This is a genomic window from Streptomyces sp. NPDC100445 (genome assembly GCF_044759735.1).
In the GTDB taxonomy this organism is placed as follows: Bacteria; Actinomycetota; Actinomycetes; order Streptomycetales; family Streptomycetaceae; genus Streptomyces.
Window position 1 is genome coordinate 152,846 of sequence record NZ_JBIVZV010000009.1, and the last position, 24,738, is coordinate 177,583.

The window sequence follows — 24,738 nt, forward strand, 5'->3', positions numbered from 1 at the left end:
CGCACGGCCAAGGGCGCGCGAACGGCGGGAAGTCGGCGGCGCGGTGGCCGGCGTCCCGGTGTACGCCCCGTCAGGGCCGCTGCCGCGGCGGGGTGAAGGCGTACAGGTCGAGGATGTCCGGGCGGGGCGCGACACCGGGACCGCCCGCGCGCACCCAGCCGGCGATGTCCTCCGCCGCGTCCGGGTCGTTGACGAGGCCGAGCCAGACCGGCCGGGCGCCGGCGGCGCGGCCGGCGGCGGAGGGCTGGACGACGATGACATTGGCCTGGTCGCACACGTCGAGACAGGCCGAGACCCGCACCGGCACCTGCGCGCGCAGCCGCGCGGTCTGCGCCGCGTGGTCGACGCCGGGCACCTTGGCGGTGCCGCAGCAGCAGTCCCGGCACACCACGACCCGGCAGGGCGCCGGGTCGGTCCTCCGCGCGGCCACGCCGTCGCCGCCTTCTTCTCCGACCGGCTTTCCGGGCACGTCGGTACACCCCTCTCCCGGGGAGATCCGCCCCGGTGTCCGTCGAGGAGGCGACCGCGTGAGTCTCCTGGCTCCCGGGTCGCCGCTCGTCCCGGCCTTCCCGCCCGTCCGCGGGCAGTGGCCTGTCGGGAGTCGCTCGCCGGTCACAGTGGCGGGACCGCGCCGGATTCACACCGGCTTCCTCGGACCGCCGTCGCCCTGTCACCGGTCATCATGGCACCGCCGGCGGCCCCCGTCGAACCTGTGCGCGTACGGTCACAGGTGCAGCCCCACGTGATTGACGATCAGCCGTTTGCCCTCGGGGTCCAGGGCGAAGTAGATGCGTCCGGCCTCGTTGGGCGAGACGGCGTCCCGGACCTTGATGTGAGGAAGTCCGTCCCGGCGCTTGTGCTCGAACGTGAAGTAGCGCTTGTCCTTGTTCTTGCTCAGCTTCTCGTCGCTGTTGGCGAACCTCAGCCCGTGGTGGTCGTAGAACCACTGGTCGAGCCGGGGCCGTTTGCCGGGCTTGGTGTAGAGGTCCATCGCGGCCTGCGCGAGGGCGATCAGCTGGTCGGTCATCTCCTCCGGGTACGGGTACTGGGACGCCTTCCACGCGCGCGCCGCCCGCACCGTGAACACGATGCGCTCCTCGGACGTGCGGGCGAGCGCCTCGAACGTGGGTACGGCGTCCGCACCCAGGACGGGGATCGCGTTCCAGACGTCCTGCTCGGCCGGCTGCCCGCTCGCGCCGCTCGACAGGTCCAGGTACAGCTTCTTCCAGTAGTCCCGGTCCTGCCGCAGCGCCTCGGCCGCGGCGGCCTCGGACTGCGCCTTGTCGCGTTCCTCCATGCAGCTCTGCGCCATGTCCTCCCACGACCTGGCGTCCTCCTCCAGTTGCCGCGCGCGCTCCTTCAGGGCCTGGAGTTCGGCGGTGGTGTCGCCGGCCGCCTGGGCGCGCGACAGCCGCTCCGCCGCCCTGCGGGCCCCGGCCCGGTACGAGGCCTGCCGCGCGCGTTCCCAGGCCGTGTCACTGCCCCGGGCGATGACGGAGAGGTGGGCGAGCGACGGCATCAGCCGTCCGCACACGAAGGACTGCTGGGCCACCTGCTCCCGGGAGTACGCGGGGTGTTCCAGGCCGAGGTTGGGCCAGACCAGCCGTGCCCCGCCGCTGGGCACGGCCACCTGTTGGTGGACCCGGCGGACGGCCTGCGCGGTGACGTAGTTCAGCGTCACGACCTGGGCCAGGCCGGCGAGTTGCCCGGAGGCGTCGGCCGCCACCGTCCAGCCCAGCTGGTCCCGGGGGTGCATCAGGAGGATGGGGAGGCGGGTGCTCAGCGCGAGCGACTCCAGCAGGACCGCCGCGTGGCCGTGCTCCCGGATCCGCTCGTACCGCCCGGTGGCGCGCTGGCCGAGCACCCGGACGTCGAGGCAGGCGTCGGCGAGCACCGCGCGCAGCAGGCGCGGGCGTCTGAGCAGCGGGCTCTGCACCGGCGCGATCCAGCCGTCGGGGATCTCCCGGCCCATGACGAGCCGCAGCGCCCCGCCGCCGTCGTCCGTCCGGGAGAGAGTGACGCGGGTGACGAACTGGGCCGGGCCGTCGGACAGGGGCTGGTGGATGGTCGTCCGCAGCGCGCGGGCGCGCTCGTCGCCCGCAACGACCCAGCCCACCCGGCGCTCGCCCTGCCCGGGGGCGTTGCCGGGGAGCACGGCCCGGCCGGCACGGTCGAGATCCGCGGGGGACGGCGCGGGGAACCGGCCGCGGTCGCCGAGCCAGGCGGCGAGGTGGTCTCGGAGACGCTCGTACACATGTCCGGGCCGCCGCGCGGACCGGGCGTCCTGGACGTCGAAGGCGACGGCATACAGCACCTGCACGGTGGCTCCCCTCAGCCCCGGACGCCCCCCACGGGCGGACCGGTCCCCCTCGAACGCGGTCAGGGCGTCGCTTGAGGGGTCACCGTAGTACCGACGCACCCGACCGGCCATGACTTCGCAGCGCGCACCGTCCCTCACGATCGGTGCCCGGACGCCCGGCGGACCGGCGGGCGACCGGCGGAAAACGATCGTCGGGGCCGCCCGGCGGGCACGCGGTGCCACCGATCATGCAACCCTCTGCGGCGGTGCGGTGTTTTAGTCCGTACCAAGTCCCCTGCGGCTGGGCCGGCTCCTGGTGCGCCGGTCCACGGACAACAGTGTTGACGAGGAAGGAAAGAGTGATGGGCGATTCAGAGGCGCTGACAGCGCTCCAGCTCGCTGAACTTGTTCGTTCCCGTGCCGTGTCACCGGTGGAGGTGGTACGGGACACCCTGGACCGCATCGAGCGGCTCAACCCCGCGGTCAACGCGTTCGTCACGGTCTGCGCCGACGAGGCGCTCGCCGCCGCCAAGGAGGCCGAGCGGGCCGTGCTGTCCGGAGCCGAACTCGGCCCGCTGCACGGTGTGCCCATCGGCGTGAAGGACCTGGACCCCGTGGCGGGCGTGCGCGTCACGCGCGGATCGAAGATCTTCGAGAAGGAGGTCGCGCAGGACACCATCCTGTGCGTCGAGCGGCTGACCGACGCCGGCGCCATCGTCGTCGGCAAGACCAACACCCCGGAGTTCGGGTTCAAGGCGACGACCGACAGCGCCCTGCTGGGGCCCGCGTCCACGCCGTTCAACCTGGCCATGAACGCGGGCGGCTCCTCCGGCGGCAGCGCGGCGGCCGTCGCGACGGGCATGGTGCCGCTGGCCCAGGGCTCGGACGCGGGCGGTTCGCTGCGCGTGCCCGGCGCCTTCTGCGGTGTGTTCACCATGATGACGACCTTCGGACGGGTGGCGGTGCCGGCCCGGCCCAACGCCTTCCGCCGTCTCAACCCGATGGTCTGTTACGCCCCGCTCGCCAGGACCGTGGAGGACGCCGTCCTGGGACTCGACCTGATGTCGGGCCCGCACCCCCGGGACCCGTACTCCTTCCCGGTGGGCGAGCCGCTCGCGGCGGCCCTCTCCCCGTCGCTGGCCGGAATGCGCGTCGCCTACACGCCCGACCTCGGCGGCTACCCGGTCGAGGCGGAGGTCGAGGCGCTGGTGCGGGCCGCGCTGCCCGCCCTGGAGGAGGCCGGAGCCGAGATCGTGGAGGTCGACTTCCGGCTGCCGCTCCCCGCCGCCGAGCTGACCCGCATGTGGCGCCGCTACCTGTCGATGGCCCACGCGGAATCCGCCGAGATCAGCCTGCGGCAGGGCATCGACCTGCTCGGCGAGCAGGGCCGCGTCGTGGACCCCGGCTACCTGGAGAGCGTCCGGACCGGCGCCGCGCTCGGCGCGGTCGAGTTCCGCCTCGGCGACCTCGTCCGCACCCAGGTGCTCGACGCGTTCGAGGACCTCTTCGACGGCTACGACCTGATCGTCAGCCCGGTGAACTGCGTGGCGGGCATCCCCAACGACACCACGCGCACCACCGTCGGCCCCCGCCAGGTCGACGGCCAGGAGACCGACCCGTTCGTCGGCTGGTCCATGACGAGCCCCTACAACCTGATCGGCAGCCCCGCGGCCACGGTCCCGGTGGGCCGGGCGGCCAACGGCGTCCCCGTCGGCATGCAGCTCGCCGCCCGCCGGCACAACGACGCGGCCGTCGTCCGCGGCGCCGCCGCCTGCCAGGAACACCTCGACTGGCAGCACCTGTACCAGCAGTTCGACCCGGGGCTCACCACCCGGTGACGTCCGGCGGCCGCCGGGCCCCGCACCCGCCCCCCAGGGACAAGGATGGTTGACACCGATGACCGCACACCCCTCCGGCACCGGACCGGTCCGCGCCGCGCTCTTCGACCTCGACGGCACGCTCGTGGCCACCGAGCACCGCAGCCGCGCCGCGTGGACCAGGCTGTTCCGTGCCCACGGCCTGGAGGTCGACGACGCCCTGCTGGCCACCTTCGTCGGCCGCCGCGGCCAGGAGGCGCTGGCCGACCACGTCCACCGCTTCCCGGGCGGTTCCGTCCCCGACCTGTTCGAGGAGGCCGTCGGCTACCTCAACGGTCCCGACATCCCGCCGCCCTATCCGGTACCGGGCGCCGAGGTGCTGGTGAAGCGGCTGCACGCCGAGGGAGTCCCGATGGCCGTGGTCACCAGCGGGCTGCGCGACCACGCCCGCGCGCTCCTCGACCACGTGGGCGGGGCGGCCCTGTTCAGCGCGCTGGTCACCGCGGAGGACGTGCGCCGGGGCAAGCCCGACCCCGAGGGTTTCCTGGCCGGGTGCGCCGCGCTGGGCGTCGCGCCGGCCGAGGCCGTGGCGTTCGAGGACGCGCCCGCGGGGATCGCCGCGGCCAAGGCGGCCGGGCTCAGGTGCGTCGCGCTGACCACCACCCACGCCGCCGAGGCGGTCGCCGCCGCGGACCTCGTCGCCGCGGACCTCTCCGACATCGACTGGCCGCGGCTGTTCACCACCTGATCCACCGCACGGACGGAACCCTCATGCGAAGCAAGGACGCCGACCGGGACCGCCGGCCCGCCCCGCCGCGGACGGACGGCCCGGCCCCCTCCGGGGACAGCGGTGCGCCGGCCCTGCCGGCCGCCCACCGCTGGCGGCTCCTCGCGGTGCTGCTCGCGGCGCAGTTCATGGCCAACATCGACACCGCGATCGCGAACATCGCCGCACCGGCGATCCGCGGCGACCTCCACGCCTCCGGCGGGGAGACCGGCCTGGTGATCTCTGGCTACGTGGTGGCCTACGCCGTCCTGCTGGTCACCGGCGCGCGGCTCGGCGCCAGCCACGGCCAGCGCCGTGTCTTCCTGGCCGGCATGGCCCTGTTCACCGTCGCCTCGCTGGCGTGCGCGCTGGCCCCGGGCGCCCTCGTGCTGATCGCCGCACGGGTCGCGCAAGGGGCCGGCGCGGCGCTGATGGTGCCGCAGGTGCTCAGCGGCATCCAGACGTACTTCTCCGGCCGGCAGCGGATCAAGGCACTGGGCTACTACGCGATCGCGCTCTCCGGGGGCGCGGTCGCCGGCCAGGCGCTGGGCGGTGTGCTCATCGCCGCCGACCTGTTCGGTACGGGTTGGCGCCCCATCTTCCTGATCAACGTGCCGGTCGGCATCCTGCTCGGCTGGGCGGCACTGCGCTGCATGCCGGCCGAGGAGCGGCGGGGCGGCTGGGACGACGTCGACATCCGCGGCATGCTCCTGCTGTCCGCCGCGGTCCTGCTGCTCATCGTCCCGCTGCTGCTCGGCACCGACCAGGGCTGGCCGGCCTGGACGTGGGTCTGCCTGGCCGCGAGCGTGCCGGTGGCGGTGGCCTTCCGGCGCGGCCAACGCCGTCTCGCCGCGCGGGGCGGACGGCCCCTGATCGCCGAGGAGGTCGTCCGCGAGCCCGCCGTCCGCTGGCTGCTGGCCGCGCACGGGATGACCACCATGACCTACTTCGCCCTGCTGTTCGTCCTCGCGGTCTACCTCCAGGACGGCCTCGGACACGGACCCGCCTACGCCGGGCTGGCGATGGTCTCCTGGGTGGCCGCCTTCGGCCTGGCCGGACCGCTGCTGGCCGCCGTCCCCGAACGCCACCGGCCGGCCATGCCCGCCCTGGGCTGCCTGGTCCTCGCCGCCGGCTACACCGCCGTGTGGTGCTACCTGGCCACCGGGCACCGGTCCGGCCCCGCCCTCTTCCTGCTGCTGGGCATCGGCGGACTCGGCCTGGGCATCAGCTCCAACTCCCTGATCGGGCAGATGACGTTCACCCTGCCGGACGACTACGCCGCCGACCTGTCCGGCGTCATCAGCACCAACGCGCAACTGTGCGGGGCGCTGGGTGTCGCCACCTTGGGCGGTGTCTACCTCTACCTGTCCGGCACGGCCGGGTCGGCGGCCCACGCCCTCCAGTGGATGCTCACCGCGTCGGCCGTCCTGGCGGTCCTGTCCGCGGCGGCGGCCCACTGCGGCAGCCGTCCGCGCACCGACTGAACTACGCTGCGTAGCCGAGGCGTTACGATGCCTCCCCGGACCCGAGGGGAGCCAGCCGTATGTCGCAGCGCCGCGTCGTCACCGGCCGCAGCCAGGAACCACGTCAGCGTTTCGCCGAGGAACTGCGGACGCTGCGGACCGGCAGCGGGACCAGCCTGCGGCAGCTCGGGGAGCGGCTGGGCTGGGACTGGTCCCTGTTCGGCAAGATGGAGAACGGCGAGACGCTGGGCAGCCCGGAGGTCGTCCAGGCCCTCGACACGCACTACGGCACACCGGGACTGCTGCTCGCCCTGTGGGAGTTGGCCGCCGGGGACCACACGCAGTTCCGTGAGCGGTACCGACGGTACATGGCGCTGGAGGCCAAGGCGGTGAGCCTGTGGCACTTCGCGGTGAGCGTCCTACCTGGGTTGCTACAGACACCGGGGTACGCGCGGGAAGTGCTGGCGGCGGGCGGGTTGAAGGGACGGGAACTGGAGCAGCAGATCGAAGCCCGGATGAGTCGGCGGGAGCTGTTGGAGGGGGAGAGCGCTCCGAGGTTCCGTACGATCCTCTCCGAGGCGGTGCTACGTATGGCGCTGCTGGACGCGGACGCCTGGCGCGCACAACTTCAGCTCTTGATCGAGATGGTGGAACGGCCGAACTTCGTGGTCCAGGTGCTGCCGTTCAACGCGGGCCCGTACGGTCTTGATAGCACTGACGTGTGGTTCCTGCGGCTACCTGATGGACGTACGGTGGCATACACGGAGAACGCACACCGCGGTGAACTGATCGAGGACAGCACGGCAGTTGAGAAACTGCAAGGCGCTTACGATGCAGTGCGTGACCTGGCTCTGTCCCCAGCCGAGTCACGGAAGTTCATCCTGCGCATGTTGGAGGAAGTACCGTGCGAACCATCGACGTGAGTGCTCTGGCCTGGCGCAAAAGCTCCTACAGCAACTCGGACGGCGGCGCCTGCCTCGAAGTCTGCGACGACCTCGCCGCCGTCGTGCCCGTGCGGGACAGCAAGGTCCCGCACGGGCCGGTGCTCGTGTTCCCCGCCGACGGCTGGGCCACCTTTGTGACCGCCGTCAGCCAGGACCGGCTGAACGACGGAAGCTGAACGCCTGTTCAGAGCGTGCTGTCGTCGCCGTGGCTGCGGACGATCTCCTTGACCTTGGCCATGGCGAACCCCCAGCCCTGTTCGACGGTGGGCTTGGCCGGGACGGCGACCTCGTCCGGGTTGGTGAGCACGTCGAGCAGGAAGGGGCCGGGGGTGTCGAAGGCCTGGCGTACGGCCTTCTCCAGTTCGGCCGGGTCGGTCACGCGGATGCCGGGGATGCCCATGGCCGTGGCGACGGCGGCGAAGTCGGGGTTGTCCAGCACGGTGCCGAACTCGGGGAGCCCGGCCTGTTCCTGCTCCAGCTTCACCATGCCCAGGCGGCGGTTGTCGAAGACGACGAGCTTCACCGGGAGGCGGTGCGTCTTCAGTGTCATGAGGTCGCCGAGGAGCATGCTCAGGCCGCCGTCACCGCAGAACGCCACCACCTGCCGTCCCCGGTCCAGGGCCTGGGCGCCGAGCGCCTGCGGCATCGCGTTGGCCATGGAGCCGAGGTTGTAGGAGCCGATGAGCTGCCGCTCGCCCCGCATCTCGACGAACCGGGAGAGCCACACCGTCGCCATGCCGGTGTCGGAGGTGAAGACGGCGTCGTCGTCGGCCAGCCGGTCGACCACGGAGGCGAGCGCCTCCGGCCGGATGTCGTGGGTGCGGTTGTCGAGCGCGGAGCGGACGCGGCCGATCAGGCCCTTGTCGTGGGCCGGGTCGGCGAGCCGCGCCTGGTTCCCGCGCCACTGCTCGAAGCGTTCCCGCGCCTTGTCGAGGTGCGAGCGGTCCCGCGCGCCGTCCGTGCCCACGGGGGCGGCCGTGAGGTGGGTGAGGAGGTCCCGGACGGTCACCCCGGTGTCACCGACGAGCCCGATGTCGACGGGTACGCGGCGCCCGATGTGGGCGGCCTCGGTGTCCACCTGGATGACGTTCTTCCCCTCCGGATACCAGTCCCGGTAGGGGAAGTCGGTGCCCAGGAGCAGCAGCGTGTCCGCGTCGTCGAGGGCCGACGCGGCGGCCGGGTTGCCGATCAGCCCGGTCTGGCCGACCTGGAACGGGTTGGTGTCGCCCTCGAAACCCTCCTTGGCCTTGAGGGTGAGCACCATCGGCGCGGCCAGCCGGTCGGCGAGGGTCAGCACGTCCTCGCGGGCGGCACGCGCGCCCCGGCCGACGAGCAGCGTGACCCGTTCGGAGCGGTCCAGGAGTTCGGCGGCCCGCCGCACGGCGGGTTCGTCCGGCCGGCTGAGCGGGGCGTTGAGGGAGAACCTGGCGGAGCGGTCGGCCGGCAGTTCGCGTTCGCCGAGGTCGCCGGGGACGGTCAGGACGGCGACGCCCTTGCGGCCCAGGGCGTGGCGGACGGCCGTCTCCAGCATCTGCGGCAGCTGGTCGGGTGAGGTGATGGTCGCGCGGAAGACGGCCACGTCGCTGAAGAGGGCGTCGTTGTCGACTTCCTGGAAGTAGTCGGTGCCGAGTTCGGAGAGCGGTACCTGGCCGGCGATGGCCAGGACGGGGGTGTGGCTCTTGGCCGCGTCGTACAGCCCGTTCAGCAGGTGGACGGAGCCGGGGCCGACGGTGCCCATGCAGACGCCGAGGGTGCCCGACAGCTGCGACTGGGCGCTGGCGGCGAAGGCCGCCGCCTCCTCGTGCCGGCAGCCCACCCACTCCACGTCCTCGGTGGTGCGGATGGCGTCCGTCAGGGGGTTGAGCGCGTCTCCCACCACGCCGAACACCTGGCGCACACCGAGTTCGCTCAGTGCGTCCACGATCACGCGGGCGACGGTACGGGCCACTTGAGTCCTCCAGGTCAGACGGTGAATCGGTCGGGGTCGGCGGCCTGCCAGTCGGCCGCCCAGGCGGCAGGCGGCTCGGCGAGCAACTGCCCTGGCTCCAGCCACTCGTACAGTTCCTCGTACGAGCGCTCGGTGTACGGGTCGATGCGCCGGCGGAGCATGTGCGGGCGCAGGTCGGCGGGGTCGGTGACGCCCATGGAGGCCATCAGCTGGAGGGCGCCGGCCACGGTCGCCTCCTGGAAGCGCTGGACGCGAGGCGTCTTGTCCCGCACGTCCAGGGCGCGGGCCCGGCGGGGGTCCTGGGTCGTGACACCGGTGGGGCAGGTGTTGGTGTGGCACCGCTGGGCCTGGATGCAGCCGACGGCGAACATCATCGCTCGCGCCGCGTTGCCGTAGTCGGCCCCCTGCACCAGGCGTTTGACCAGGTCGGTACCGGTGGCGATCTTGCCGCTGGCCCCGATCCTGATGTGGTCGCGCAGGCCTGCGCCGACGAGGGCGTTGTGCACGGTGAGCAGGCCCTCGGTCAGCGGGGTTCCCATGTGGTCGGCGAACTCCAGCGGTGCGGCGCCGGTACCGCCCTCGCCCCCGTCCACGACGATGAAGTCGGGGGTGACGCCCTCCTCCAGCATGGCCTTGCACACGGCCAGGAACTGCCGGCGCGAGCCGACGCAGAGTTTGAACCCGGCGGGTTTGCCTCCGGACAGCTCCCGCATCCGGGCGACGAACCGGACGAGTTCGCGCGGGGTGGAGAACACCCGGTGGTACGGCGGCGAGATCACCGTCCGTCCCTCGGGCACGCCCCTGACCTTCGCTATCTCGGCGTTGACCTTGGCGCCCGGCAGGACGCCGCCGATGCCCGGTTTGGCGCCCTGGGAGAGCTTCAGGGAGACGCACCTGACGTGGTCGTGCGCGGCCTTGTCGGCGAACAGGGCGGGGTCGAAGTCGCCGTCCTCGGTACGGCAGCCGAAGTATCCGGTGCCTATCTCCCAGACCAGGTCCCCGCCGGGCCGCAGGTGGTACTCGGACAGGCCGCCCTCACCGGTGTCGTGGGCGAACCCGCCGGCCGCGGCTCCGCCGTTGAGGGCGAGGATCGCGTTGGCCGACAGCGAGCCGAAGCTCATCGCGGAGACGTTCAGCAGCGCCATGTCGTAGGGGCGGCGGCAGTCGGGGCCGCCGATCCGCACCCGCGGCGGCGTCTCGGGCACCGGGCAGGGGGCCATCGACGGCACCAGGAACTCGTATCCGGGCTCGTAGACGTCGCGCTCCGTGCCGTACGGCTGCTCGGCGTCCGTGCCCTTCGCCCGCTCGTAGACGATGGTGCGGACGTCGCGGTCGAAGGGGCGCCCGTCGAAGTTGCGCTCGACGAAGTACTGCTGGAGTTCCGGGCGGATCGCCTCCAGGAGGAAGCGGGCATGTCCGAGCACCGGATAGTTGCGCAGCACCGAGTGCCTGCGCTGCGCCAGGTCCGCCACCCCCAGCAGACCGAGTAGGACGAGCGGGACGGCGGCCGCGCACCACCAGGGCGACGCGACGACCGCCGCGACGGCCGCGGCGATGCCGGCGGCCAGGGTCAGGGCCACGATTGCCATACGAGTCACGTCTCGCTCCTTGCCCTGGGTCGCCCTTCCAGTCCTGCGGTTTCGTCAAGAAAGCTGCAAGGTCGGAAGGCGGCCGTGTGTCGAGCCGTCCCCCGTGCGCGCGGGCCAGACGGCATGCGCTGCCAGGTTGCGTACCACCGTGATCAGGCAGGAGCGCAGGCCCTCCCCCTGCCGGCCGACCAGGTCGCCGTGCCGCCGGGCGCGCACGGCGACCTCCTGGAGGATGTCCTCCGCCCGGTTCCGGCCAGGGAGCTGCCCGCAGGGAGGACGGGCGTACGGGGGGACGGAGTTCGCGGGACGGGCCTGTCGCCGGTCGCGGCATGCTCGGCGTTTCGGCCATCGGCGCTCCCGTCCACCGCCCTTGCGCCGCACGGGTCGGTGCACACGGCAGGTTCCGACGCACGCACGATCACGGGGTTGCGGACCCGACCGAAACACATGTGTTCGAAATCCCCACCGGTTCGTTGAACCGCGTGAACCAGTCGCACTGCCGCAAGGGGGACCCCGTTGACCTCGGCCGACACACAGACATCACCGATCCCTGACGACCCCGCGCAGCACGAGAAGCGCCCGCACCGCGCCGGGGCGGACCCCGGCACCCCGGTACGGACGGGTACGGGCACGAGGGCGCGGCGCCTACCCGCGCCGACCCGGCCGACACCGCCCCGGTCCAGGGTGGGAGGCGCCCGGTGAAGAGGTTCTTCGGACGCGTGCGGATGACCGAGTCGAAGGTCTCCGACGCCGAGCGGGAGCTGTTCGGTGGCCCCCTGCGCTACGACTCGGGCTGGGCGGAACACGAGGGCGCCCCGCTCGACCTGACGATGATGTCCGCCCTGCGCTCGATGCCCGGACTGGTCGGAGCCACCCTGCGCATGGTGTGGCACGCCGACCGTCGCGCTCTGCTCACGGTGGCCGTCAGCGAGGTCGGACAGGGCGTCGCCGCGGCGGTCGGACTGCTCGCGGTCAACGCCGTCATGCAGGCGCTGTTCGGCTCCGGCACTCCCGGGCAACGGCTGCACGCGGTGCTGCCGGGCCTGCTCGCCGCCGCCGCAGCGGCTGTCGCCAACTCGGGCCTGGCCGGCTGGTCCACCTCACGGGCCGGGCGGCTGGAGCCACTGGTCGAGCGGATCGCCACCACCCAGTACCTGGCCGCCGCCGCGTCCGTGGAGCTGGAGGCCATCGAGGACCCGGAGTTCCGGCGGCTGATCGACGTCGCCCAGTACGGCGCCGCGTCCGCCCGCCGCATGATCAGCGCCAGCGTGGCCGCGCTGAACGGGACGGTCTCCCTGGTCTCCACGGCCGGTGTCCTCACCATCCTCCACCCCGTCCTCCTGCCGATGCTGATCATGATCGCGGCGCCGCGTGGATGGGGCGCGATGCGGGTGGCACAGGAACGGTACGTGTCGGTGATGAGCTGGATCGAGCACGTACGGGCCAGCCGCCTCATCGGCAACCTGCTGACCGAGCGCACCGCCGCACTGGAGGTGCGCATCCACGCCGTCGGACCGTTCCTGCTCAGCCGCTACGAGCGGATGGCGGAGAGCGCCGAGGCCGAGCAGGAACGACTGGCGGCCAGCAAGGCCGTCACCGAGTGGGCGGCCGCCGCGCTGTCCGGCCTCGCGATGGCGGCGACTTACGCGGCCATGTTCCTGCTGATCCTGGAGGGTCACATGAGCCTGGCGGTGGCCGGCACCGCGGTCATCGCCGTCCGGTCCGGCTCGGCGAGCCTGGGCGCGCTGGTGATGAACATCAACCAGCTGCACGAGGAGTCCCTGTACGTCCGCGACCACGCCCGGTTCCTGGAGGAGGCGGCCCGGCGCACCATCCCCGACGGGGGCGAGCACGTTCCGGCGCGGGTCGGGCAGGTAGTCCTCGACCGGGTCGGCTACCGGTACCCGGACCGCGAGACCCCCGCCCTGGACGGGGTGTCCCTCACCCTGCCCATGGGGTCGGTCACCGCTGTGGTCGGCGAGAACGGTTCCGGCAAGAGCACCCTCATGAAGGTGTTGTCGGGGCTGTTGCTACCACAGGACGGCACCGTGCGGTGGGGCGGTGCCGACCTCGCCTCCCTGGACCGCTCCCAGGTGTTCGACCGCGTCGCGCTGCTCACCCAGGACTTCCAACGCTGGCCGGTGACGGCCGCGTTGAACATCCGGATCGGACGGCCCGCCCGGGAGGCCGGCCCCGACGACCTCCGGCCGTCCGTCGACTACGCGGGCGCCGGACCGGTCGTCGCGAAACTCCCCGACGGCCTCCACAGCCTGCTCGCCCGCATGTTCCGGGGCGCGAGCGAACTGTCCGGCGGCGAATGGCAGAAGATCGGGCTCGCCCGGACCCACTGGCGTGCCTCCACCTCGGAACACGACAGCGTGCTCATCGTGGACGAGCCCACCTCCGCCCTCGACCCGGAGGCCGAGATCGCGGCGTTCCACCGCATCCGCAGGCTCGCCGCGCCGAACCGGGCCGTCGTCCTGGTCACCCACCGCATGTCCGGCGTCCGCCACGCCGACCGGATCTACGTCCTGCACCACGGACGGCTCGTCGAGCACGGCGCCCACGACGACCTCATGGCCGCGCGCGGGCGCTACGCCTCGATGTTCGACGCGCAGGCCGCCCAGTACGCCCCCGCGGCCACCGTCCCCCGCCCCGGCTCCCCCGCCGACACGGACTCCGCGCGACCCACCGCGGGAAAGGCCGAGGAATGACGGGCCCCGCGCCACACCCCGGTCAGCGCACCCCGGCCCCGGCCAGGACCCCGGCCCGTCCCTCGTCGGTCACCGACTCCAACCGGGCGGCGCCGTGCCCGCGCTCGCCGCCGACCGGGGCGACGGCTCGCGCGGTCAGCGCCGTAGACGCGCGAGGAAGTCGCCGATGGCGGTCGCGACGGCGTCGGGGCGCTCCACGGGGAGCAGGTGCCCGGCACCCGGGACGGTGGCCGGCGTCGCGTGCGGGATGTGCGGCAGGAGGTGCTCGCGCAGGACGTGCGGCGGTTCCACCCGGTCGTGCTCCCCGGCCAGCACGGTCACCGGGACGTCGACGCGGCGCACGGCACGGGTGATGTCCTGGGCGATGCCGCGGAGCGGCCACTCCTCCCGCGCCCCGGGCCCGGCGGCGAGACTGTCGCACACCGCCGTGGCCCGCACCGGTTCCGGCAGCGGTGCGGCCGTCAGGACGTGGTCGAGGGCGTACCGCACCGTCTCGGGCGAATCGTAGGCGTGGGACAGTCCCTGCCGGTACTCCTCGGTCACCGTGGCCGGCGGCTCGGGTGGGGCGGGCGCGACGAGCACCACACCGGCCGGCCTCCGCGCCGCCGCGCGGGCCGCGAGGAGCTGGCTCCCCTTGCCGCCCATCGAGTGGCCGACGAGGACGAACGGCCCGGGAGCGCACGCCCCGACGACGCGAGCGAGATCGTCGGTGAGTCGGTCGAGGTGGCAGGGGCCGGGCAGTGCGCGCGAGGTGCCCCAGCCGCGCTGGTCGAAGCGGACCGTCGCCTGCCCGGGCGGCAGACGATCGGCCACGCCGTCCCAGGTACCGGCCGAGCCACCCCAGTGGTGGACGAACACCAGCACCGGTCCGGTACGGCCCCCACCCGCACGTCGAGGACACCGCCCGCCACCGGCACCCTCCTTGTCGTTTCCCGCGAAGGGCTGCAGCTTCTGGAACGGGTGCGCTCCGTGGGCTCGCCAAGCCACAAGAACAGCCGGCGCATCCACTGGGTGGTCACGCGTTCGTGGGCTCCCTAACCAGGCGCTCCCAGGCGTGGGCCGTCTCGGATTCCGCGACCTCGTGCTGGTATGCGAGGAAGTCGACGTCGGTCTCTCCCTGCCGGCGGCAGGTCATGACCTCCCCCAACGCGGGGTAGTTGTGCTGGACGAATTGATAGCCGAACGCATTGAGACCGATCAACTCGCGGGTGAACACCCGGATCCGGTTGTTCCGGTCGTCCCACAGGTTGGCACGGCGCCGGTCCGAGGCGAGGTAGAACGCCCGCTCCTGGTGCATCCCCGCCAGCAGCCACGAGTCGTTCACCAGGACCGACCAGTTGCCGGTGTCCAGGATCGCACCGCCGTATTTGTGCGTCGCCTCGTTCATTACCAGGAAGGCGCCCTTCAGCTCCTTGGTGATCCCCGCCCCCTGGCTCACGAGATCTTCATCGTCGCGCAGACCGCCGATGAGCAATCCCTCGAACTTGTCGCCGAGCTGCTGAAACGCTTCGATTCCACCGTGGTAGACATTCCAGGCCAGCGCGATGTGCGTGTCGGAGAAGGCGTCGTCCCCCCGGCAGGTGTGGCCGATCCCAGCGGCTTTGTAAGTGTTCGCCGCCGCCTTGGCGGCGGCGGCGAACTGCTCCTTCGTGAACATGTCCGGCTCCTTCCTCGAAGCATCGTGGGACAGCGCGACAAGGTGCCGCTCCGCCATCACCGCACGACACCGTGGAGCGCGCACGGCTGGTTGGGCCGGGTGGAGCACGTCGGCCCACGCGGATACGTCGTCGACTGCTCCTGCGGGGCGCCCGCCGAGTGGGTCAGACACGTTCCGGTGCGCTGAGCGCACCGCGGAGCTTTGACACCTGGTCGGCGAGCGCGGACAGGGCGGGTGGTGCGTCCGGGTCGAGGCTTCCAGGCTGGGGAGCCTGTTCGATGAGGCGGGTGCCGACGGGTGGCCCGCCAGCGCACCATCTGCACACGGCTGCGGCGAGGTCTTCCACGGCCCGGACTGCGCGGGGGGTGGCCGGGTGGTCGGGTGCCTGGGCGGCCAGTTGCTCGGCCAGGCGGTACAGGTGCGGCAGGTGTCTCCAGGCCCCGATGGCCCGCCGGGCCGGCGCGGGGAACCGGTCGCTGTCGGTGGTGGGTGGGGTGGGAGTGAGTGCGGCGGCGACGAGGTCGTCGGTGAGGGGCCGGGGACCGGGCCGGGTGGCCAGCCGAAAGGTGACGGTCATGGTAGCGGCGGCGGCCGTCGCCGCGAAGGGGGAGTGCAGGACGCCGTCCACGCCGGCTGTGGGGGTGGTCAGGTGCACCGTGATGAGAGCGGATTCGACGCTGTAGAGGGGCCATCCGCAGAGGTCCGCGAGGGCGATGTGCCTGTTGCGGACCGGTCCGGCGACAGCCGCGATCTGGGCGACGGGCTGCGGACGGCCCTCGTCACCGGACGTGAGCAGGTTCCGGGCCGCGTACGCCAGCCCGGCGGCCATCGCGTCGACTTGTCCGTCCAGCACCGTGCGGCAGACCTGGGCGAGCAACGCGGCCAGGGGTGCGGCCTGCCCCGCGCCGTGTGCACCTTGCTCGCGCAGCGCAGGCGCCCGGCCACTGCAGGCTTCGTCCACGGAGGTCACGGGCTCAGCTCGACGACATCGGACACCGGGTGGGTCTCCGTGTCGGTGAGAATGCCCCAGAACTGACGTGCCGTCTCGTTCCATGCCTGAGCGGCGGTCGTCCAGGCCGACAGGGACTTCGGCCTCATCCTTTCGATCCTCTCGTTGGCGATGCCGATGCGCTGGTTGAACGTTTCGAGGTGAGCGATGACCTGCTTGTCCGGGCCCCGCTTGTGGAGCTTCCAGTTCTCCAGGGCGGCTTTCTGCGCAGAACAGGCATCCTCGCGGGCAAACCACAGGGACGTGGTGTGCAATTGCGTGTCGAGTTGCTTTCCCGGGGCTTGGAGTTTGCTCTGCAACTGCTTGCACTCCGCGTCCAGTTTTTCGATGCTCCACCGGAAGTCGTCCGGTACCTCGCGGGCCAGCGCGTCCCACACCGCCTCGGCAGCTTCGGCCAACTTGTCCTGCGCGGACCGGAAGGCAGGGCTTTGCCCGGACAGGATCCACATGCCCCGGATCTCGGCAGCGGTCGTGTTGTAGCGGACCAGAGTTGCGGCGACGGCCTCCTGCTGTCCGTACCTGTGAGCGGTGCAGCCCTGCGCGACGTCCCCTTCGAGCTGGTTCAGCTTTCCAGGCAGACCGTTCAGGTTCGGCGCAGCAGCAGCGAGTGCAGCACGGGCGGTCTTGAACCGGACTTGCAGCTGGTCCACGGTAGGTGGACCGAATTCCGTGACCTGCGCGCCCGGCAAGAAGGCATTCCACACGTCCGTGGCGGTGGCGAGAAAGGTGCGCCGCAGCTGCGCCATGTCCTCTTGCTCGGTATGCCGGTCGACCCAGGTCAGGTTGTTGCACCGGGTGTTCCATCTTTCATGCAGCGGGGGAATCTTCTCCGGCTGCCCGTCGCGGAAGGCGCTGACCGCTTCTGTGACGGTCTCCTTCAGCTGCCACAGCTCCTGCAGCCACTTGTGCACCCCTGTGCCGTTCCCGGTGGAGCCGTCGTCATCGACGGCGTCGATGAACGCGGTGGCGGCTTCGCGAAACGGCTCAGCCCGCTCCAGCACTTGGTACCAGACACTGTCACGGTCGCTGACCGCTGCGTCGAGCAGCTGTGTGAGCCGGCTGCTGCCCAGCAGGTCGCGCTGCTTGAGGGTGGATGCGATGGTCAGGACAGCATTGTTGTCATTCTTGTGGACAATGCGCCCCTTCAGCCTCGGCGTTGTCTGCTCCACCGCCGGCGATCCCCGGTTCGCGGTGGCGGTATCGGCGGGCGTGGTCTCGATGGCCTGGCTGGTCAGGTGCAGGCTCATGCTGATCTCGGCCTGGTCGATGCTGATGACGGGCGGGTTGATCAGCGACAGCAGCGGCACGGTCGCGTGCACGGTGCGCACCTGCGGGCCGGCGTCCGTTACCTCGGTGCGCTGGTAGGCGAAGCGGAACGGCTTCGCGGTCCCGTCCTTCTCGAAGCCGAGTTCGCGGACCAGATCGACCGCTTCGCGTGCGGCAAGACCCTGTCCGTGGACCACCGCCTCGTATGCCGCGCCGAGCAGTGCGCTGACCGGGACGTTGTCCTCGCTCATCGCTCGCCCCCCGCAGGTCCCGCCGGGACGATGTGATGGCGGCCGTTGATTTCGAGCCGCTCCACGGGTTGGTTACGAACCGTGAACGAGACTTGGTTCACGTACTTGGCGTCGGCGAGGGCCTGCTGGTCGACGGCGATACGGACGTCTGCCGCGGGCGGAGCAGCAGGAGCAGAAGGGTCGGATGGCGCAGCGGGGGCGGAGGGGGCAACCTGATCGGCTACGAAGGAGACGGTGAAGGAAGCCTTGTCAATGGCCATCTGCGGCTGAATGCCCACACAGTCGCTGCCCGGCATCTGGTACTCGCGCACCGTCTGGTCGGCTTCGGCCACCGCTTGCTGCAGATTTTCCAGCAGCGAACGCATCGTCAACTCACTCATAGGTGTTCCTCAGTTGAATAATTCCTGGTCCGGTCTCTCATTGTGGCGGTGGCAGTGACCATCGCTTCCCCCGATAACGGAGAGCAACCCGAACGGCGGAATGGGAGGGTCGGCCGGGCACGGCGCACAAGCCCTCAGCGGGCCGGTTGCCGGGTACTGGTGGGGGCCGGGTACGGCACTGCGGGCGGGATGACGCAGTGCCGCACCCAGGTCTTCGGGGGTGAGCGCATGAGGATTCGGCGCCGGTAGATTGGGCGCCGGGGTCCGTCAGGTCGCGGTCTGCTCGACGGTGACGGCGTTGTCGGTCAGCATCGACAGGATTTTCTCCATGCCGGCCGGCATCGGTCCTTGCTCGGCTTCCACGTGGACCGACATTGCCGCATTCCGGGTGACCGTGTCGGAACTCGAGCTGCTGTTGTCGTAGCTGGCCTTGACCGAGGCCGTGATGCCCCAGAAGCCGCCGCTCGCCTCGGCCGAGCCTCCGATTTGCGTATCGTGCTTCTGAGTCGAGACCGAGTCGATCTTCACACTGAAGTCGAGGGTCACTTTGGAGAGTTGCAGGTAGGGGATCGGTACCACCGAGAGAAGGGGCACCTCGACCTCCTTCACCGTCTTCTTCGTATCAGCGACGCCCTCCTTGGTCGTGGGTTCCGTCGAGGTGTACTTGAACTTCACCGTTTCGACGTTTCCCTCTTTGTTGAAGCCGACGTCCCTGATGAACTTGGCGGTCTCGTTCGCGGCCATTGCGCTGGCCCGGATGACTCCCTGCAACGGCCCGCCGATGATATGGTCGAACGGCATCGACAGTTCCGCCCCCAGGTCGACCGGCGACTTCATATCCCCACCGGGCTCTTCAGACGGGAGCGGGACGCCTGACACGAGCGGGACATTCTGCATGCGCGGTCCGGAGTCCGCGTCGGCAGCCCCGCCCGGGGCCGGCTTGCTGGCTGTCGCCTTCGCCGCCGTCGTCCTCTTCCTCGCCGTCGCCGTCGTCGTCTTCTGCTTCGTCTCGGCCATCGGGTGCTCCCTCAACCAGGTAGTGGATCTTGCAGAGATCCTTCACCGCTGCCTTTCCGCCCACCCTCCCGACACGCAGAGCTCAAGAAAGTCGTACAGGCGCGCATCAACGACGTCACCGGACGCGAGATCACAGCGGGGGCAGGCGCGCGGGCGACAGCATGCGCGGGCTGAGTAACGGCCGCCTCGGCGGACCGCCCGCAGGCGCCCCCGCGACCAGCATTCGGGCCCTCCGCGCGACATGTAGAAGGCAGCACAGCACATCACCGGCGTCGAGCATCGCGCCGTTCCCCTCCCTTCAAGTGCGGGATGCCTCGCCAGCAGAAGCGTTCCTCGTCCGGAGCAGATGGCGAATGCTTGATCAAAGCGGTGTCCGAGGCTGAGCGTTGATCCACTGGTGATGCGGCAAACCCGCCATAATCTTCTCGATGGTGCGGCCACTCCCGCGCGGGTTCCGCGTATTCACGCTCCAGTTTCCGACGAGCCCGCTCGCTTCCCCCGGCGGCGGGGTCGACCCGGGCGAGTCGCCGGCAGCGGCAGCCTCCCGCGAGCTCATGGGGAACTCGGCGTCGAAGCGGCCGTCGACCAGGCCCTGGCCGTCGACCGGGTCGCCCCCGACGCGGCCCCCACCCCCGCAGCCATGCGGTTCCCCGGCGAACTGCTGACCGTGTTCGACGGCGGCACCTGGGACGACGGCCGGATCGCCGGGGTCCGGCTGCCTCCGAGCGAGATCACCGGCATCTCCTTCGTCGCCCCGGCGAGGCTGCCCGACCTGCTCTCCCCCACCGAGGCCCGCCGTGCGCTGTCCGCGCTCCGCGCCCGGATCAACGGCGCGAGCACGGCACTGCTGGAGTACGGCCGGCCGATCGCCCCCACCGTCCTGGACCACCTCCAGGCCCTGAGCGCCGCGCCCCCGGCCTACCACTGGCACCTGGGGGAAGTCCCGCCCGGTCACAGCATCGCCCAGGTCTGGTTCGCCCGGTGAGGGTGAGCGGTGCGCCCGTACTTCATCGCCGTCGATATGGAGATAGAGCTCCCACGTCAGGAAGACGCCGCCCGCGCGCGCCGGCTCCGCACGTAGTCACCCGGCGGCCGCGTCGGCGTGACCGGATCGGTCCGCCACCGGACCCGATGCGGCCTGGCCCCGCCGCGCCCGCACGACGCAGGCTTGGGGCATGAACCGAGCGCTGATCGTCATCGACGTCCAGGAATCCTTCCGTGCCCGTCCGCTGTGGGAGACGACCTCCGACCTGAAGATCGCCGACAAGGTGAACCGCCTGGTCCGGCTCTCCCGGCGGGCCGGGGACCTGGTGGTGTGGGTCCTGCACTCCGAACCCGGCACCGGTGACGTCTTCGACCCCGCCCTCGGCCACGTCCGGCTGATGGAGGAGCTGGAGCGGGTGGACGGGGAGCCGCTCATCCACAAGACCTCGCACAACGCGTTCACCACCACCAACCTGGGGCAACTGCTCACCGAACGCGGTGTCCGCGAGCTCACCGTCTGCGGCATCCGCACCGAGCAGTGCGTGGAGACCACCACCCGCGTCGCCTCCGACCTCGGTTACCGGGTCACCTTCGTCGTCGACGCCACCGCGACCAACCCCATCCCGCACCGCGACGCACCGGCCGACCAGAGCGTCGCCGAGCTGCTCGCCGACCCCCGCACGCTCGCCGCGGAAGAGATCATCAGGCGCACCGAGTACGCCCTCGCCGGACGCTTCGCCACCATAGCGACCGTCGACCAGCTGGAGGCCTTGGCCAAGTCTCAGGCATGATGACCGGATCGTGAGCCTCGTCGTCTTCTTCCTGGTGCCCGGAGTCCATCTGCTGGATCTGGCCGGCCCCGCGCAGGTCTTCTCCACGGCCGCCGGCTTCGGGCACCCCTACACGCTCGCCTACGTCGCCGAGCGGCCCCGGGTCCTGACCGCCCAGGGTCTGCCGCTGGAGGCCGAACCCGACTGGCCCGAGCTGAAGCCGGAGGACCTCGTCGTGGTGCCCGGTTGGCGGGCCCGCAGCCTGGACGACGCCCCCGCCATCGGCGCCGCCCCGCTCCAGGCCCTCCGGGACCACCACGCCCGGGGTGGGACGGTGGCCAGCGTCTGCGCCGGCGCCGAGGCCCTCGGGCAGGCCGGCCTGCTGGACGGCCGGCGCTGCACCACCCACCACGACGTCCAGGACGAGCTGGCCCTGCGCCACCCCCGCGCGGTCGTCGTCCGCGACATGCTGTTCACCACCGACGACCGGGTCATCACCTCGGCCGGTATCGCCAGCGGTATCGACCTGGCCCTGCACCTGGTCGCGACCCGGCACGGCACGTCCGTCGCCGCCCGAGTGGCCCGCGAGATGGTCGTCTACGCCCGCCGCAACGGCCACGAACCGCAGTCCAGCGCGATGCTTCGGCACCGCTCCCACCTCGACGACACCGTGCACCGCGTCCAGGACCTCATCGACGCCCGCTTCGACGAGCCCCTTCCCCTGCCGGCCCTGGCCTCGGCGGTCGGCGTGAGCGAACGTACCCTCACCCGCCTGTTCACCCGCGCCACCGGCCTCACCCCGCTGCGCTACCAGCAGACCCTCCGCCTGGAACGCGCCCAGCACCTCATCAGCCACGGCGCGACGATCGACGCCGCCGCCCGCTCGGTCGGTTTCGAGGATCCCCGCATGCTGCGCCGCCTGCGCGCACGCGGCTCGATGAGATCGGTGGACACCGCGTCCTGACGACGGCGCGCGAGGTGCCGCGCGCGATGGAGGCGGGGCGGGGAGAACGCGCCGCCGTACGCCGTTGCCGGCGGTCAATGCAGCAGGATCTCGGTGAAAATCGTCACCGCCAGCACGACATAAACGGCGCACGCGATGTAGTTCAGCACAGCCGTCGCCCTCGTGGAGTCGACGAGGCGTGCGTGGAAGAATCCCGACAACACTCCGATGCTGCCGTAGAGAACCACCTCCATGCCGATGTCGATCGCACCGAGAAGTGCCATCTGCACGGAAGGGTTGTCCGCGCTCCCGATGAACTGCGGGAGTACCGCGAGGAAAAAGAGAATGATCTTGGGATTGGTCAGGCTGACGACCATGCCCCGCAGATACCATTTACCTGACGCGATATCACTGTGACCACTGATCGCACGACGCGCGTGGCGCATCGTCACGTAAGCCAACCACAGGAGATACGCCGCACCCGCGATCCTCACCGCGTCAAGTACTAATGGGTGCGATTGGGCGATCTTCCCTATTCCGGCGACGACGGCGGCGGCGTAGACACTCATGCCCGTCGCGATGCCCAGGATGGCTTTCAGCGCGGACCGGCGACCACCTTCGAGACCCACCGCCAGCATGTAGGCCATGTCGGGCCCGGGCGGACCGAGGAAGAGCAGGATCACCGCGACGTAGCTCGGCAGCACCGTCAGATCCACCATCGTCAGCGACCTCCGACCCTGGCGTGGCGTGCGGGAGCCGAGCGGTGCTGGTGGCGATCGCTCCGCGCGGGGTTGCCGCAGCCGGCGGCCGGGCACCCGGTACTGACCTTGGAGGGTGTCATGAGATCTCCGAGTCGACGTAGAACCACGTCAGGAGGTTCTACCATGCGTACACTTCAGGAGGCAACCGGCTGAGGTGGTTCCACGCCCGTCACGGTAATCTTTCAGGAACGCGGAGTGAAGGTGATCGGCAGTTTTTTCGCCCCTGTGTTGCCGGAATCAGGCAGCCACTCGGCATCTTCTCCCACGCGAAGATCGGTCAGGCGCGCCGCCAACGCCGAGAGAGCCACGTTGATGTCCGCCCTGGCGACGAAGTGCCCCAGGCAATGGTGCATGCCGCCACCGAAAGCGAAGTGAGGTGAGCGCTCGGCGTCGAGGTCGATACGATCGGGATCGTCGTACTCGGCGGGATCAGTGGCCGACGAAAGGGTGAACAGGTGGACTGTCGTACCCTTCTCGATCGTGCGCTCCTTGTGCTGGAACGTCTCCGCCGCCTCACGCGAGACCCATCGGCCTATGGGATTGATGCGAAGCACTTCTTCGACCGCCTTGACAGCGTAGCGATCAGGGTTCGCGGCCAGCTTCTCCCACTGATCCGGCTGCTTCGCGAACGATTCGACACCCAGCGCCAGTTGGTTTCGAGTCGTGTCTATCCCTGCGAAGATGAGCAGGATGATGAGGTTGATCAGTTCCTGGTCCGAGAGCCTGCCGTCATCCTCGTCCCTCGTCTCCACCAAGGTGCTCAGGATGTCGTTACGAGGCGACTCCCTCCGGCTCCTCACCAGAGACTCCGCGTACTGGGTGAGTTCGACGATGGCTTCGTCGATGCGCGCGATGTTCTCCTGGATGGAGATACCGAGACCCAGCCCGATCGTGGACGCGAGCTGATGGATCTTCTTCCAGTCCCGCTCGTCGATGCCCACCATCATGCACAGGATCCTGGTGGCATACGGTGCCGCGAAGCGACTGGCGAATTCAGTTCGCCCGTCCTCGATCCACTCGTCCACCAGACTGTCCGCCAGGTCCCGGAACCGGTCGTGCAACGGCTCTATCCGGCGCGGGGAGAAGGCGGGGTTGACCAGGCGCCGGATCCTGTTGTGCTCGTCACCCTCCAACACCAGCAGCGTCTTCTTCCACCAACTGTCGAAGTGCCCATCGACCACGCCGTGCTGAGACGGCCACTTGGCCGACCCCTGTGTCAGCCGAGGATCCTTCAGCAGCGCGGTGCTCTCCTCGTAGGAGAGGACGGCGATGCCCCAGTCGGTCAGCGCGTACCAGTGTGTGGCCCGCGCCTTCCGCATCTCTTCCGAGTCCATACGGAAGTACTTGTCACTGATGTCGACGTGCAGAGGTGCGGCTTGCTGCGCCATAGCGAACGACTCCCAATCGTCAAACATTGCGCTCATCGAATATTCCGTCGATCACCCTCGCCCGCCTCTCGCACCGGAGCCGGCATCCACCTGTGGCGACCCTTTCGGTCCCTGTCGGTGCGGCACGCGTATTCGGCCGGGGCAGGCGGGATGGGGAATCAATCGGCGGTCAGCGGACCGATACGGTAGAGGACCTCGTCGTGGTGGCTGTCGGGGAAGAGGCTGCCCGGGAACAGGACGCGGGTCTCGACCTGGGCCGAGTGCTTCTTGGCGAACTGCTTCAGCACCATGAGGATCGCCTTGTTCTCGGCGGAGACCGTGGCCTCGACGTACCGGGCGCCGTCGGCCACCTGCTGTTCGGCCGCGGCCTGGAAGAGCTTCACCCCGAGGAACGGGATGCCGTGTCGCGGGTTGACGGCGGTCTGCCAGACGAAGTAGGTATCGGGCTCGTCGGGGCGGCGGTAACCGGTGAGGAAGCCGACGAGTTCGTCGTCCACGGTCGCGACCAGCGAACCGTCGGCGAAGTCCCGGAACCACAGGGTGTAGTAGTAGACGCTGTTGGAGTCCAGGCCGGGGGTGTTCTCGACCAGCTTCCACACGGCCGGGCCGTCCTCGGGCACCGGTGCCCGGAAGACCGCCCGCTTCTTCGCGACGGTGCCCTGCTCCGCGCCGGCCGCGGGGGTGGTGGTACTCGTCATGGTCAGACCGCCTCGATCGCTGTCAGCAGTGGGTGGACACCGTTGCCTTCGTGGCCCCCGCGGCTGCTCACCGG

Annotated in this window: 23 protein-coding genes and 1 riboswitch; of the genes, 10 read left to right on the forward strand and 13 right to left on the reverse strand. The window is 70.7% G+C overall.

Going from position 1 to position 24,738, the window contains the following annotated elements:
• Positions 1–70 precede the first annotated feature (70 nt).
• Together ACIQVT_RS22015 and ACIQVT_RS22020 are read right to left on the reverse strand one after the other, a co-directional pair.
• Positions 71–430, reverse strand: a complete 360-nt coding sequence (locus tag ACIQVT_RS22015) for a (2Fe-2S) ferredoxin domain-containing protein (protein ID WP_403756285.1) — start codon at positions 428–430, stop codon at positions 71–73.
• 99 nt (positions 431–529) lie between these two features.
• Positions 530–653, reverse strand: a riboswitch (cobalamin riboswitch).
• Positions 654–724: 71 nt separating this feature from the next.
• Positions 725–2,320, reverse strand: a complete 1,596-nt coding sequence (locus ACIQVT_RS22020) for a hypothetical protein (RefSeq protein WP_403756288.1) — start codon at positions 2,318–2,320, stop codon at positions 725–727.
• Positions 2,321–2,661: 341 nt separating this feature from the next.
• Here ACIQVT_RS22020 and ACIQVT_RS22025 point away from each other — a divergent pair, with 341 nt between their 5' ends.
• The 5 genes from ACIQVT_RS22025 to ACIQVT_RS22045 are packed head-to-tail and all read left to right on the forward strand — an operon-like array spanning position 2,662 to position 7,465.
• Positions 2,662–4,137, forward strand: coding sequence for an amidase (locus tag ACIQVT_RS22025; protein WP_403756291.1), 1,476 nt, complete (start codon positions 2,662–2,664; stop codon positions 4,135–4,137).
• A 58-nt stretch (positions 4,138–4,195) separates the two neighbouring features.
• On the forward strand, positions 4,196–4,864 hold the full coding sequence (locus ACIQVT_RS22030; protein ID WP_403756294.1) for an HAD family hydrolase: 669 nt from the start codon (positions 4,196–4,198) through the stop codon (positions 4,862–4,864).
• Between the two features lie 23 nt (positions 4,865–4,887).
• Positions 4,888–6,366, forward strand: coding sequence for an MFS transporter (locus tag ACIQVT_RS22035; protein WP_403756299.1), 1,479 nt, complete (start codon positions 4,888–4,890; stop codon positions 6,364–6,366).
• Between the two features lie 59 nt (positions 6,367–6,425).
• Complete coding sequence (locus ACIQVT_RS22040; protein WP_403756302.1) at positions 6,426–7,268, forward strand: helix-turn-helix domain-containing protein; 843 nt, start codon at positions 6,426–6,428, stop codon at positions 7,266–7,268.
• Positions 7,250–7,465: a DUF397 domain-containing protein gene (locus ACIQVT_RS22045; RefSeq protein ID WP_403756305.1), complete on the forward strand. Its 216-nt coding sequence runs from the start codon at positions 7,250–7,252 to the stop codon at positions 7,463–7,465. The genes ACIQVT_RS22040 and ACIQVT_RS22045 overlap by 19 nt, the downstream gene beginning before the upstream one ends.
• 8 nt (positions 7,466–7,473) lie before the next feature.
• On the opposite strand, the gene ACIQVT_RS22050 is transcribed toward ACIQVT_RS22045, so the two are convergent.
• Together ACIQVT_RS22050 and ACIQVT_RS22055 are read right to left on the reverse strand one after the other, a co-directional pair.
• Positions 7,474–9,237, reverse strand: coding sequence for a thiamine pyrophosphate-dependent enzyme (locus tag ACIQVT_RS22050; protein WP_403756309.1), 1,764 nt, complete (start codon positions 9,235–9,237; stop codon positions 7,474–7,476).
• 14 nt (positions 9,238–9,251) lie between these two features.
• Positions 9,252–10,835, reverse strand: a complete 1,584-nt coding sequence (locus tag ACIQVT_RS22055; RefSeq protein ID WP_403756312.1) for an FMN-binding glutamate synthase family protein — start codon at positions 10,833–10,835, stop codon at positions 9,252–9,254.
• Positions 10,836–11,524: 689 nt separating this feature from the next.
• On the opposite strand from ACIQVT_RS22055, the gene ACIQVT_RS22060 reads away from it, so the two are divergent.
• Positions 11,525–13,540: an ABC transporter ATP-binding protein gene (locus ACIQVT_RS22060; RefSeq protein ID WP_403756315.1), complete on the forward strand. Its 2,016-nt coding sequence runs from the start codon at positions 11,525–11,527 to the stop codon at positions 13,538–13,540.
• A 135-nt stretch (positions 13,541–13,675) separates the two neighbouring features.
• On the opposite strand, the gene ACIQVT_RS22065 is transcribed toward ACIQVT_RS22060, so the two are convergent.
• The 6 genes from ACIQVT_RS22065 to ACIQVT_RS22090 form a co-directional block, all read right to left on the reverse strand.
• Positions 13,676–14,353: an alpha/beta fold hydrolase gene (locus tag ACIQVT_RS22065; RefSeq protein ID WP_403756320.1), complete on the reverse strand. Its 678-nt coding sequence runs from the start codon at positions 14,351–14,353 to the stop codon at positions 13,676–13,678.
• Between the two features lie 202 nt (positions 14,354–14,555).
• Positions 14,556–15,197, reverse strand: coding sequence for a hypothetical protein (locus ACIQVT_RS22070; protein ID WP_403756323.1), 642 nt, complete (start codon positions 15,195–15,197; stop codon positions 14,556–14,558).
• Positions 15,198–15,360: 163 nt separating this feature from the next.
• The gene (locus ACIQVT_RS22075; RefSeq protein WP_403756326.1) at positions 15,361–16,158 is read right to left on the reverse strand and encodes a hypothetical protein; all 798 of its coding nucleotides are present in this window, start codon (positions 16,156–16,158) and stop codon (positions 15,361–15,363) included.
• A 5-nt stretch (positions 16,159–16,163) separates the two neighbouring features.
• Complete coding sequence (locus tag ACIQVT_RS22080; protein ID WP_403756329.1) at positions 16,164–17,723, reverse strand: DUF2589 domain-containing protein; 1,560 nt, start codon at positions 17,721–17,723, stop codon at positions 16,164–16,166.
• Positions 17,720–18,103 (reverse strand): hypothetical protein, encoded by a 384-nt coding sequence (locus ACIQVT_RS22085; protein WP_403756332.1) that lies wholly within the window; start codon positions 18,101–18,103, stop codon positions 17,720–17,722. The genes ACIQVT_RS22080 and ACIQVT_RS22085 overlap by 4 nt, the downstream gene beginning before the upstream one ends.
• Positions 18,104–18,370: 267 nt before the next feature.
• The gene (locus ACIQVT_RS22090) at positions 18,371–19,120 is read right to left on the reverse strand and encodes a DUF2589 domain-containing protein (protein ID WP_403756337.1); all 750 of its coding nucleotides are present in this window, start codon (positions 19,118–19,120) and stop codon (positions 18,371–18,373) included.
• A 428-nt stretch (positions 19,121–19,548) separates the two neighbouring features.
• Between ACIQVT_RS22090 and ACIQVT_RS22095 the strand changes: the two genes are divergently transcribed.
• From ACIQVT_RS22095 to ACIQVT_RS22110, 4 genes are all read left to right on the forward strand, one after another.
• Entirely contained in the window at positions 19,549–19,785 is a 237-nt protein-coding gene (locus tag ACIQVT_RS22095; RefSeq protein WP_403756340.1) for an NUDIX domain-containing protein, read from the forward strand.
• Positions 19,761–20,105 carry a hypothetical protein gene (locus ACIQVT_RS22100; RefSeq protein WP_403756344.1) on the forward strand — a complete coding sequence of 115 codons (345 nt, stop codon included), beginning with the start codon at positions 19,761–19,763 and terminating at the stop codon, positions 20,103–20,105. Before ACIQVT_RS22095 ends, ACIQVT_RS22100 begins: the two co-directional genes overlap by 25 nt.
• Before the next feature lie 190 nt (positions 20,106–20,295).
• Complete coding sequence (locus ACIQVT_RS22105) at positions 20,296–20,895, forward strand: isochorismatase family protein (RefSeq protein WP_403756347.1); 600 nt, start codon at positions 20,296–20,298, stop codon at positions 20,893–20,895.
• Between the two features lie 10 nt (positions 20,896–20,905).
• Positions 20,906–21,838 (forward strand): GlxA family transcriptional regulator, encoded by a 933-nt coding sequence (locus ACIQVT_RS22110; RefSeq protein WP_403756351.1) that lies wholly within the window; start codon positions 20,906–20,908, stop codon positions 21,836–21,838.
• A 74-nt stretch (positions 21,839–21,912) separates the two neighbouring features.
• On the opposite strand, the gene ACIQVT_RS22115 is transcribed toward ACIQVT_RS22110, so the two are convergent.
• The 3 genes from ACIQVT_RS22115 to ectA form a co-directional block, all read right to left on the reverse strand.
• The gene (locus tag ACIQVT_RS22115) at positions 21,913–22,536 is read right to left on the reverse strand and encodes a LysE family translocator (RefSeq protein WP_403756354.1); all 624 of its coding nucleotides are present in this window, start codon (positions 22,534–22,536) and stop codon (positions 21,913–21,915) included.
• Between the two features lie 224 nt (positions 22,537–22,760).
• Positions 22,761–23,966 carry a cytochrome P450 gene (locus tag ACIQVT_RS22120; RefSeq protein WP_403756357.1) on the reverse strand — a complete coding sequence of 402 codons (1,206 nt, stop codon included), beginning with the start codon at positions 23,964–23,966 and terminating at the stop codon, positions 22,761–22,763.
• A gap of 158 nt (positions 23,967–24,124) precedes the next feature.
• Positions 24,125–24,664 (reverse strand): diaminobutyrate acetyltransferase, encoded by a 540-nt coding sequence (ectA, locus tag ACIQVT_RS22125; RefSeq protein ID WP_403756360.1) that lies wholly within the window; start codon positions 24,662–24,664, stop codon positions 24,125–24,127.
• Positions 24,665–24,738 lie beyond the last annotated feature (74 nt).